The 10,899-nt window shown below is 58.3% G+C and carries 6 protein-coding genes and 2 rRNA genes (1 of these 8 running past the window's edge); 5 read left to right on the top strand and 3 right to left on the bottom strand.

The window, feature by feature from the left end; translation table 11 throughout:
• The 5 genes from ACY4LX_RS28675 to ACY4LX_RS28655 all read left to right on the top strand — a co-directional run.
• Positions 1-1,971, top strand: a 23S ribosomal RNA gene (locus ACY4LX_RS28675) (it extends 921 nt beyond the left edge of the window).
• 153 nt (positions 1,972-2,124) lie between these two features.
• Positions 2,125-2,240, top strand: a 5S ribosomal RNA gene (rrf, locus tag ACY4LX_RS28670).
• Between the two features lie 150 nt (positions 2,241-2,390).
• Positions 2,391-3,050 (top strand): paraquat-inducible protein A, encoded by a 660-nt coding sequence (locus ACY4LX_RS28665; protein WP_149661177.1) that lies wholly within the window; start codon positions 2,391-2,393, stop codon positions 3,048-3,050.
• On the top strand, positions 3,037-3,660 hold the full coding sequence (locus ACY4LX_RS28660; RefSeq protein WP_149661176.1) for a paraquat-inducible protein A: 624 nt from the start codon (positions 3,037-3,039) through the stop codon (positions 3,658-3,660). Before ACY4LX_RS28665 ends, ACY4LX_RS28660 begins: the two co-directional genes overlap by 14 nt.
• Positions 3,653-5,956 carry a PqiB family protein gene (locus tag ACY4LX_RS28655; protein ID WP_463258478.1) on the top strand — a complete coding sequence of 768 codons (2,304 nt, stop codon included), beginning with the start codon at positions 3,653-3,655 and terminating at the stop codon, positions 5,954-5,956. Before ACY4LX_RS28660 ends, ACY4LX_RS28655 begins: the two co-directional genes overlap by 8 nt.
• Positions 5,957-6,029: 73 nt before the next feature.
• On the opposite strand, the gene mksF is transcribed toward ACY4LX_RS28655, so the two are convergent.
• Genes mksF through mksB form a run of 3 tightly spaced genes read right to left on the bottom strand, consistent with a single transcriptional unit; the run spans position 6,030 to position 10,835 of the window.
• A complete protein-coding gene (gene mksF / locus ACY4LX_RS28650) occupies positions 6,030-8,870 on the bottom strand; it encodes an Mks condensin complex protein MksF (protein WP_463258477.1) in 2,841 nt (946 codons plus the stop codon).
• On the bottom strand, positions 8,867-9,568 hold the full coding sequence (mksE, locus tag ACY4LX_RS28645) for an Mks condensin complex protein MksE (protein WP_038981553.1): 702 nt from the start codon (positions 9,566-9,568) through the stop codon (positions 8,867-8,869). The genes mksF and mksE overlap by 4 nt, the downstream gene beginning before the upstream one ends.
• Entirely contained in the window at positions 9,558-10,835 is a 1,278-nt protein-coding gene (mksB, locus tag ACY4LX_RS28640; RefSeq protein ID WP_178129241.1) for an Mks condensin complex protein MksB, read from the bottom strand. Before mksB ends, mksE begins: the two co-directional genes overlap by 11 nt.
• Positions 10,836-10,899: the final 64 nt, after the last annotated feature.

The following is a 10,899-nucleotide window of genomic DNA, read 5'->3' as shown; positions in this document are numbered from 1 at the left end:
CGAGCATGGGAGACACACGGCGGGTGCTAACGTCCGTCGTGAAAAGGGAAACAACCCAGACCGTCAGCTAAGGTCCCAAAGTTATGGTTAAGTGGGAAACGATGTGGGAAGGCTTAGACAGCTAGGAGGTTGGCTTAGAAGCAGCCACCCTTTAAAGAAAGCGTAATAGCTCACTAGTCGAGTCGGCCTGCGCGGAAGATGTAACGGGGCTCAAACCATACACCGAAGCTACGGGTATCACTTAGGTGATGCGGTAGAGGAGCGTTCTGTAAGCCTGTGAAGGTGAGTTGAGAAGCTTGCTGGAGGTATCAGAAGTGCGAATGCTGACATGAGTAACGACAATGGGTGTGAAAAACACCCACGCCGAAAGACCAAGGTTTCCTGCGCAACGTTAATCGACGCAGGGTTAGTCGGTCCCTAAGGCGAGGCTGAAAAGCGTAGTCGATGGAAAACAGGTTAATATTCCTGTACTTCTGGTTATTGCGATGGAGGGACGGAGAAGGCTAGGCCAGCTTGGCGTTGGTTGTCCAAGTTTAAGGTGGTAGGCTGGAATCTTAGGTAAATCCGGGATTCTAAGGCCGAGAGCTGATGACGAGTGTTCTTTTAGAACACGAAGTGGTTGATGCCATGCTTCCAAGAAAAGCTTCTAAGCTTCAGGTAACCAGGAACCGTACCCCAAACCGACACAGGTGGTTGGGTAGAGAATACCAAGGCGCTTGAGAGAACTCGGGTGAAGGAACTAGGCAAAATGGCACCGTAACTTCGGGAGAAGGTGCGCCGGTGAGGGTGAAGCATTTACTGCGTAAGCCCATGCCGGTCGAAGATACCAGGCCGCTGCGACTGTTTATTAAAAACACAGCACTCTGCAAACACGAAAGTGGACGTATAGGGTGTGACGCCTGCCCGGTGCCGGAAGGTTAATTGATGGGGTTAGCTAACGCGAAGCTCTTGATCGAAGCCCCGGTAAACGGCGGCCGTAACTATAACGGTCCTAAGGTAGCGAAATTCCTTGTCGGGTAAGTTCCGACCTGCACGAATGGCGTAACGATGGCGGCGCTGTCTCCACCCGAGACTCAGTGAAATTGAAATCGCTGTGAAGATGCAGTGTATCCGCGGCTAGACGGAAAGACCCCGTGAACCTTTACTATAGCTTTGCACTGGACTTTGAATTTGCTTGTGTAGGATAGGTGGGAGGCTTTGAAGCGTGGACGCCAGTTCGCGTGGAGCCAACCTTGAAATACCACCCTGGCAACTTTGAGGTTCTAACTCAGGTCCGTTATCCGGATCGAGGACAGTGTATGGTGGGTAGTTTGACTGGGGCGGTCTCCTCCTAAAGAGTAACGGAGGAGTACGAAGGTGCGCTCAGACCGGTCGGAAATCGGTCGTAGAGTATAAAGGCAAAAGCGCGCTTGACTGCGAGACAGACACGTCGAGCAGGTACGAAAGTAGGTCTTAGTGATCCGGTGGTTCTGTATGGAAGGGCCATCGCTCAACGGATAAAAGGTACTCCGGGGATAACAGGCTGATACCGCCCAAGAGTTCATATCGACGGCGGTGTTTGGCACCTCGATGTCGGCTCATCACATCCTGGGGCTGAAGCCGGTCCCAAGGGTATGGCTGTTCGCCATTTAAAGTGGTACGCGAGCTGGGTTTAGAACGTCGTGAGACAGTTCGGTCCCTATCTGCCGTGGACGTTTGAGATTTGAGAGGGGCTGCTCCTAGTACGAGAGGACCGGAGTGGACGAACCTCTGGTGTTCCGGTTGTCACGCCAGTGGCATTGCCGGGTAGCTATGTTCGGAATAGATAACCGCTGAAAGCATCTAAGCGGGAAACTAGCCTCAAGATGAGATCTCACTGGGACCTTGAGTCCCCTGAAGGGCCGTCGAAGACTACGACGTTGATAGGTTGGGTGTGTAAGCGCTGTGAGGCGTTGAGCTAACCAATACTAATTGCCCGTGAGGCTTGACCATATAACACCCAAGCAATTTGCGTCGAAAGAGCAGATTGCGGTGTGTGAAGACGAAACGAACCGAAAGTTCGAAAGACTCACTAAACACCGAAAGCTATCACATACCCAATTTGCTGAAGCGAGGCCAGCTGGCCGCGACTCAGTACCCGAATTTCTTGACGACCATAGAGCATTGGAACCACCTGATCCCATCCCGAACTCAGCAGTGAAACGATGCATCGCCGATGGTAGTGTGGGGTTTCCCCATGTGAGAGTAGGTCATCGTCAAGATTAAATTCCGAAACCCCTATCTGCGTATGCAGGTAGGGGTTTTGTTTTTGCCTGCCAAAAAGCGCACTAAACCAGCCGCACAAATTTGCACAGTTATTTTCGATTCAGAACACTAGAATAGGCCCACCTTTTTCGGAGCAAGAGCCTTTTATGCCAGATCCGGTTGACACCCCAGGGCTGTCAGATTTACCGCTGGACGACTTGGTAGCGTGTCATGAGTGCGACCTGCTGATGCGCAAGCCCGAACTCGCCCGTGGCGAGAAAGCCCTCTGCCCACGTTGTGGTTATGAGCTCTATGCTCATCGGCACAACGTCGTTCAGCGCAGCCTCGCTTTGGTCATCGCCGCATTGTTGTTGTATGTGCCGGCGAACTTTTTGCCCATCATGCAACTCAATCTACTCGGACAATCGTCGCAAGACACTGTCTGGACCGGCGTTGTCGGCCTGTTCAATACCGGCATGCAAGGTGTCGCAGTCGTTGTGTTCCTGTGCAGCATGGGGATCCCGCTGCTCAAATTACTCTGTCAGTTGCTTGTGCTCCTGAGCATTCGTTTCAATATCGGGCGCAGCTACGGATTGTTGCTTTACCGCATTTACCACCACCTTCGGGACTGGGGGATGCTTGAGGTTTACCTCATGGGCGTGCTGGTCGCGATCGTCAAACTGGCAGATATGGCAGCCATCACCGTCGGTCTTGGCCTGGCGTGCTTTATCAGTTTGTTGTTGGTCCAGGTGTGGTTGGAGGTTGTGATGTCGCCTCACCAGATCTGGCAGGCTTTGTCAGGAGAAGATGCCCATGCGGGCGATTGATGCAGGCATTCTGATTTGTATCGAATGCCACGAGTTGAACAAGCAGGAAGCTGACACCGACGAGCAGGAGTGCACCCGTTGCGGTGCGCTGGTCCATGCCCGTCGGCCGAACAGTTTGATGCGCACCTGGGCGTTGCTGGTCACCGCCGCGATTCTCTATATCCCGGCCAATGTGCTGCCGATCATGACCGTCAGCTCCCTGGGCAAGGGCGATCCCAGCACCATCATGTCCGGTGTGATCCAACTGGTTCAGCACGGGATGATTCCGATCGCGGCTGTGGTTTTTATCGCCAGCATTCTGGTACCAACGTTCAAACTCGTCGGTATCGCGTTACTGCTGTTTTCGGTGCAGCGCCGCCAGCCATTGTCGGCCCGCCAGCGAATTGTGATGTACCGCTTTATCGAGTTCATCGGCCGTTGGTCGATGCTGGATATCTTTGTGATCGCCATCCTGGTGGCGGTCGTGAATTTCGGACGGCTTGCCAGCGTCGAAGCCAATCTTGGCGCCATCGCCTTTGCCAGTGTGGTGATTCTGACGATGCTTGCCGCAGTTACTTTCGATCCCCGACTGATTTGGGATAACACGGAGTCGGACGACGACCATGACTGATTTGCCTACAGCGAAAACCCGACCGGCCTCGAACTGGTCAGCTATCTGGGTCCTGCCATTGATCGCCCTGATCATTGGCGGCTGGCTCGGCTGGCGTGCCTACAACGAAACCGGTATCGAGATTCAGGTTCGCTTCGAAAGCGGCGAGGGCATTCAGGCCAACAAGACCGAAGTGGTCTACAAAGGCATGTCGGTCGGTAAGGTGAAGACCCTCAAACTCGATGATGAAGGCAGCTCCAAAGGCGTGATCGCTACCATCGAGATGAACAAAGACGTGGAGCAATACCTCAAGACCAGCACCCGTTTCTGGCTGGTCAAGCCGAGCGTAAGCCTGGCCGGTATCACCGGTCTGGAAACCCTGGTCTCGGGCAATTATGTCGCCGTCAGTCCCGGTGAAGGCGAACCGACCCGCAAGTTCAAAGCGCTGGCCGAAGAGCCGCCACTGTCGGACTCCAAGCCCGGTCTGCACCTGACCATCAAGGCTGACCGCCTGGGGTCGTTGAACCGCGGCAGCCCGGTGTTCTACAAGCAGATCAAGGTCGGCCAGGTCAAAAGCTACCTGCTGTCCGAAGACCAAAGCACCGTCGAGCTCAAAGTGTTCATCGAGCCGACCTACGCCAGCCTGGTGCGCAAACACACGCGTTTCTGGAACTCCAGCGGCATCAGCATCGACGCCAACCTGTCCGGGGTGAAAATCCGCAGCGAATCCCTGGCCAGCATCGTCGCCGGCGGTATCGCGTTCGCCACGCCAGAAAACCGCAAGGACAGCCCTCCGACCGATCCGAGCCTGCCGTTCCGACTCTATGAAGACTTCGATGCGGCGGCTGCCGGTATCCGGGTCAAGGTCAAGCTCAGCGACTTTGAAGGCCTGCAGGCCGGCCGTACGCCCGTCATGTACAAAGGCATCCAGGTCGGCAACCTGAAGGCGCTGAAGATTGATCCGGACCTGTCCGCCGCCACCGCTGAATTGACGCTGGACCCACTGGCCGAGGATTACCTGGTGACCGGTACGCAGTTCTGGGTGGTCAAACCGTCGATTTCCCTGGCGGGTATCACCGGCCTGGAAGCCCTGGTCAAAGGTAACTACATCGCGATTCGCCCGGGCGACAAGGGCAGCGCGCCACAACGCGAGTTCGTGGCACGGGCCAAGGCGCCGCCGCTGGACCTGCGTTCACCGGGCCTGCATATGGTGCTGTTTACCGAGAACCTCGGTTCCCTGGAAGTCGGCAGCCCGGTGCTCTACAAGCAGGTCAAAGTCGGTTCGGTCCAGAGTTATCAGTTCTCCAAGACCAAGAAACAATTGGTGATTGGCGTTCACATCGAGAAAGAATACGAAGGGCTGGTCAACGCCTCATCGCGGTTCTGGAACGCCAGCGGCATCACCCTCAGCGGTGGGCTGACCGGTGGCATCCAGGTCAAGAGTGAATCGCTGCAAAGCCTGATGGCCGGCGGTATTGCTTTCGAAACCCCGGAAGCCAAGGCGCCGCTGCAAAAGAAAATCCCGCGTTTCCGTCTGTTCCCGAGTCATGACGAAGCCAACCAGAAAGGCGCGGTGGTCACCATCAAAGTCGATCGCGCTGACGGTTTGCGCACCGGCACGCCCATCCGCTTCAAAGGACTGGATGTCGGCAAGATCGAGGACGTCGACCTCACGGATGATTTGCAGTCGGTGATGCTGACCGCCCGGATTACCGAAGTGCCGGAACGCATTGCGCGGGTCGGCAGTCAGTTCTGGGTGGTCAAGCCAGAGCTGGGATTGATCAAGACCTCGAACCTCGAAACCCTGGTCACCGGCCAATACATCGAAGTGCAACCGGCAGCGAAGAACCTCGGTCCGCAGAAGAACTTTGTCGCACTGGCCAATCCGCCGGAGTCCGCCAAGGTTGAAGCCGGGTTGAGCCTGGTATTGAGCGCCGCCCGCCGTGGTTCGCTGAAAACCGGTGTGCCGGTGACCTATCGCGAAATCACCGTCGGCAAGGTGACGGGCTATGAGTTGGGCTCGACGGCAGATCGCGTGCTGGTGCACATCCTGATCGAGCCGAAGTACGCGCCCTTGGTGCGCAGTGGCACGCGGTTCTGGAACACCAGTGGCTTTGGCCTGGACTTTGGCCTGTTCAAAGGCGCGACGGTGCGAACCGAATCGCTGGAGACCCTGATCCAGGGCGGCATCGCTTTTGCCACACCGGACGGTGAACGCATGGGCACGCCGGCCCGGCCAGAACAGACGTTCCCGCTGTTCGACAAGTTCGAAGATGAATGGCTGACCTGGGCGCCGAAGATTTCACTCGGCAAGTAAACCCAGGCAATAGATATGAAAAAAGGCCGCGATCCAATGGATCGCGGCCTTTTTCATGACCTTCAATCAAGCATCAGACCGCATCCAGCTCCGGCTCATCCGCTTCGACATTCACAGTCGCCTTGACCTCATCGTGACGACGAATGTACTTCCAGTCCGCCTCATCGATATAGATCCCGTTCGGCCCGCTGCCACCTTCCAGATCAATCGCGACACTGGCGCAAACCTGCGGCTTCACACTCGCCAGGATCGGCACGAAGCCCAGTTGCAGGCTGGTTTCGAGCAAGGCTGCCTGGTTCTTCTCGTCAATGTCCGCCGCCTCGTCGAGGTAGTACGGCAGACGCACGCGACCGGCCTGGTCGCGGTCCATCAAGTGCAGCAACAAGTACATGTTGGTCAGCGCCTTGATGGTCATGGTGGTGCCGTTGGACGCCGCGCCGTCGATGTCGGTGTGGATCACCGGTTGACCGTTGACCTTGGTGATTTCGAACGCCAGCTCGAACAAGTCCTTGAGCCCGAGCTGGTTGTGGTTCGCCGCCACCAACCGCGCCAGGTATTCCTTGGCTTCTTCGTTCTTGTTGTCCTGATCGGCGCTTTGGCTCAGGTCGAACACGGAGAGGGTTTCGCCTTCTTCGTATTGGCCGGCGCTGTGGATGATCTGGTCGATGTGCTTGAGGGCGTCCTTGTTCGGCGCGAGGACGATACGGAAGCTCTGCAGGTTGGACACCTGACGCTTGTTGATCTCGCGGTTGAACAGCGCCAGTTGATGCTCGAGGCTGTCGTAGTCGCTGCGGATGTTGCGCAAGGTCCGGGCGATGTCCGTAACGGCGGCACGCCGCGCCTTGCCGAGGGTCAGGGCTTCGTCGGTGCGGTGCGCATAGGCGTTGATCAGCAGTTGCAGGCGACGCTCCATGTCGTCTTCGCTGTCGAACTTGGCCACGCCTTTGAGGCGGACCTGCGCGTACAGCGCCTCGATCTGACCATCGCTGCGCTGCAAACCCTGCCAGCTGTCCTGATAGTCGTTGAGCAGCGGCAACAGGTTGTCCATGGAATCGTCTATCGGGTCCATGAATGGCGTACCGAACGGCAGGTCTGCCGGCAACAACTGACGGCGGCGCAGGGCGTCGTCGAGGGTGCGTTGCTTGGCTTCCATATCGCCGATCTGCCGACCGACCAGTTGCAGCTTGGCCGACAGTTGCTGGACACGCTCGGTGAACGCATCGCTTGAACGTTTCAATTCTTCCTGGGCCGCTTCCATCTGCGCCAGTTGCGCAAGCTTGTCGTCTTCTTCGGCGCTCAGGGTTTGTGAGCGACGGAAATCTTCCAGCGCTTTTTGCGCATCCAGCACTTGCTGGTACAGCGCTTCGGTCTGGGTCTTGCTCGCGGCGCGGTCAGCGACCACGGCAGCTTGGGTTTTCAGTTGCTTGAGCTCTTTTTCCAGACGCTCTTTCTGATCACGTAACGCGGCGCGGTCAGCCAAGGCTTGCAGCGCGGGCGGCTCGATGTGCGAGATGTCGATGGCCAAACCCGGCACTTCGAAACGCTCGCCCTTGAAGCCATCGAGGATCAGCTCCAGGGATTTGACCCACTGACCGTCCTCGTCCAGCGTAATTCCGTGCTCGCCCAGCGGCAGGCTGAACAGCGCACTGTTGAACAGGCGCATCAGGCGCTCGACGTCCTGTTGCGAAAACTCTTCGCGCAGACGGGCGTAGCTGTTGTTGTCGGCGTGATCGAGTTGCTGCTTCACCGACTTCAGGCGTTTTTCCAGATCCCGCAGACGCTCGTCGAGGTCTTCGGCGCTGAACTGTCGCGACTGGGCCAAGGCACCGGCCAGCTCATCGTGGGCATCCTTGGCTGCCAGCAGTTGCTGTTCCAGGACTTTAACGTCAGTGACCAACGCGAAGCGATGCTTGAGCACCGACAATTCGCCGAGCCAGCGCTGGATCCCGGTGATTTCCCGCTCCAGACGCATCAGTTCCTGAGTGCCGCCACGCTGATCGTTTTGCAGGGCGTCCTGCTCGTTGCGGTAGTGCTCGGCCTGGATGGTCAGCTCTTCCTTGCGCGCACTGGCGTAGTCCGACCAGGTGCCGAGCAACGAATCGAGCAGCGGCGAGATGCGATGCAACTTACCGCGCAGGATGTTGCGCTGGGCAACCCCGGAAGCCAGTGCTTCAACCAGCGGGCCGGCGGTAACCAGCGAGTTGTAGTCCTGCTCCATGCGTCGTACATCGCGGAACGCTTCTTCGCACGCGGCGATGTAATCGACGCTACCGGAACGCAGGCTGTGCTCGAAGGCATCGAGGAACAACTGCTTGAGCTTGGCCGCAGTGATTTCGCGCATGTGCAGCAGGTTGATGAACAACGCACGGAAGGTCTTGAGGCTCTGTTCGCTGGTGGAACGCAGCGGGATCAGCGTCAGGTCCAGAGGAATCGAGGTGTGACCGCCGACCAGCAAACGCCGCAGTTCATCGGGCTTGAGTTCGTAGGCTTTCAAGCCTTCGCGTTCAAGGTTGGTGAACAGCTCTTTCTGGCGCAGGCAGGTGTCGTTTTTCTGGTAGTGGGCCAGGTCCAGCTTGCCGGCGTAGGCAAAGAACTGGTGACCGAAACCACCACCCGGGCCGCGACCAACCACGCCGATCACGTGCGGACCGTGGGGCAGCGAGACTTCGACCAGGATGTAACTGGTGTCCGACGCAAAATAGAAGCGCCGGGATTGCTCCAGGCTGTACTTGCCGAAGCTCATGTCCGACATGCGCGCCAGAATCGGGAACTGCAAGGCGTTGATCGAGGCGGATTTACCGAGGTTGTTCGCGCCGTACACCGACAGCGGTTCTTCCAGCGGGAACAGGCCGAGACTGTAACCGGCGGTGTTCAACAGGGCGAAGCGGCGAATGCCGTAGCGTTCCTTACTCATGCGTCGGTCTCCTGTTCTTCGGCAATGGCGCGGGCCATGGCGTCTTCTTCGCTTTCTTCTTCGAAGTCACTCAGATCAAGCGGGTCATCGGTTTGCAGCAGCTTTTCGTCGCTGTCGTCATCGATCAGCACTGGAACCGGCAGCGGCAACACGCTGTGCAGGCTGGCCGCCAGATCGCGGTCCTGCTGCACCGACAGGCACACATCGAGGAAGCGGTGCATCGGCGGCAGGAAACGGTAGATGCCGTTTTCTTCACCGGCGAAACCGAGTTGGGTCATGCGGCGCATGATTTTTTCTTCGAGCTCTTCGACGGTCTGCACTTCAGCCTGGATGAACAGGTCGCGGTATTTTTCCAGCAGCGATGGCAATTCATCGCGGCCAAGGCTGCCGCCATCCAGTACGGCGACCGGATCGCGGCCCTGGTCGGCCAGATGCTCGACGAGGATGAAGGTGAACAGCGCCAGGCGTTGTGCGGTCTTGTTCACCGCCGCCGCCGCGAGGTCCGGCACGAAGTAGTAGAAGCCACGGGTGTCGCACACCAGTTCAAAGCCCAACGCCTTGAACAGCGTGCGGTACTGGTCCTGGAAGTTCGACAGTTGCGCGTATAGCTCCGGGTCGCGGCGGCTGACGTGGTAGCCCTTGAACAACTCGCGAAAAATCGGCGCGAGTTGGGAGAGTTCGTTTAGATCAAGATGCATTTGGGGTGCTCGCAGAATCCTCGGCGGCGCTGTCGCGGGCCGAGAGCAGGGCGAAGGAGCGCAGGCTGACCTGGTGCTCATGAGTGTGGTAATCGCGGCGTTCCAGACGCTCGCGGGTGAAGCGTTTTTCCCGGGACAGGCGCGAGAACCAATAAAGCAATTCGTCGGTGGCGCCGTCCGGTTCCTGCTCCAGCAGCCAGGTCATCAGGTCCGGCATCGGCAGGGCGTCTTCGCAGCGTTCGAGCATTTCCCGAACTGTGCGTGGCGCGCGCGGAGCTTCACCTTTCTGGGTCTTGTGGGCCTTGGGGAAACGCGCCGGTTTCGGCTCGAAACGGGCCAGCGCATAAACGTAGGCTTCAACCTGACTGGCGCTGCCCAGGAAGGTGCTTTGCGGACGCGTGAACATCGGCATCGCCGCTTGGGGCACCGCATCGATGCCTTTGCGACGAATGGCTGACAAGGCCAGCGCCGCGCCACGGGTCACGGCGTTGTGACGGCGCGCTTCTTCACGCAGCGGCAGCAGCAGTTCTCGGGCGTGACGCAAGGTGAGCTGGGCGCTGGTCTGCATTTCGAGGATGCGCGCGTGGGTGCGCAGCAGCATGTCGTCGTCGACCAGATGGCCGAGGCGCTGCTGTTCGGTGAGCATGCGCAACAGCACGTTCTCGACCTTGCGTACGCCTTGTTCGAAGGCGCCGTCGGCGTTCACCAACTGGATCATCGGCTCGACGTATTCGTCCCAGGTCGCCAGTACTTCGGCGTAGCGCTGACGCAGCGGGATTTGCCGGTCGCTGGTCTTCGCCCGTTCGGCGACGGCCACCAGGGCCTGTTCGTCGTTGGCGAGTTTCTTCAATACGTCCCGCACGCGCATGTCGAGCAAGCGCAATTGGCGCGCCAGGTCGTGGCCGTCGCGGATGTCGAAGGCGTCCTGGATGTAACCGGCCAGCCGTTCGAGGTGGCGCAGATAGGCTTCGATTTCCAGGCACAGGCCCAGCCGGTGCTCACGGCGCAGGTAGGCGAGGAAGTCGTGGATCTGCGCATTAAGCTCGAAACGGTTCGGGCTTTTCGCCACAGGAACCAGGATGTCGAGGCGGATCCACACGTCCAGCAGGCTGGTGATGTCCTGCGGCGTACTGTCCAGTTGCTGGGCGGCCAACTGTGAACGCAATTCGTTGAGGCTCAAAGTGCCTTGGTCGAAGTGCTCGCACAGTGGCTCCAGAAGTGCCCAGTGTTCAGCGAGGGCGCGCAAGACGCGCTTGGGTTCGATCATCGGGATGGCCGGCTGGTTGTCGAATAAAAGCGGCGATTGTACTGCATCACGCCCGTTGCGATTC

This window comes from Pseudomonas sp. Emmai, assembly GCF_055179735.1.
This window is presented reverse-complemented; position numbering and strand designations above follow the sequence as displayed.

Excerpts from the sequence above, each read along its gene's own strand:
- ACY4LX_RS28665 (WP_149661177.1), top strand. The coding sequence starts at position 2,391 with ATGCCAGATCCGGTTGACACCCCAGGGCTGTCAGATTTACCGCTGGAC.
- ACY4LX_RS28660 (WP_149661176.1), top strand. The coding sequence starts at position 3,037 with ATGCGGGCGATTGATGCAGGCATTCTGATTTGTATCGAATGCCACGAG.
- ACY4LX_RS28655 (WP_463258478.1), top strand. The coding sequence starts at position 3,653 with ATGACTGATTTGCCTACAGCGAAAACCCGACCGGCCTCGAACTGGTCA.
- mksF (WP_463258477.1), bottom strand. The coding sequence starts at position 8,870 with ATGAGTAAGGAACGCTACGGCATTCGCCGCTTCGCCCTGTTGAACACC.
- mksE (WP_038981553.1), bottom strand. The coding sequence starts at position 9,568 with ATGCATCTTGATCTAAACGAACTCTCCCAACTCGCGCCGATTTTTCGC.
- mksB (WP_178129241.1), bottom strand. The coding sequence starts at position 10,835 with ATGATCGAACCCAAGCGCGTCTTGCGCGCCCTCGCTGAACACTGGGCA.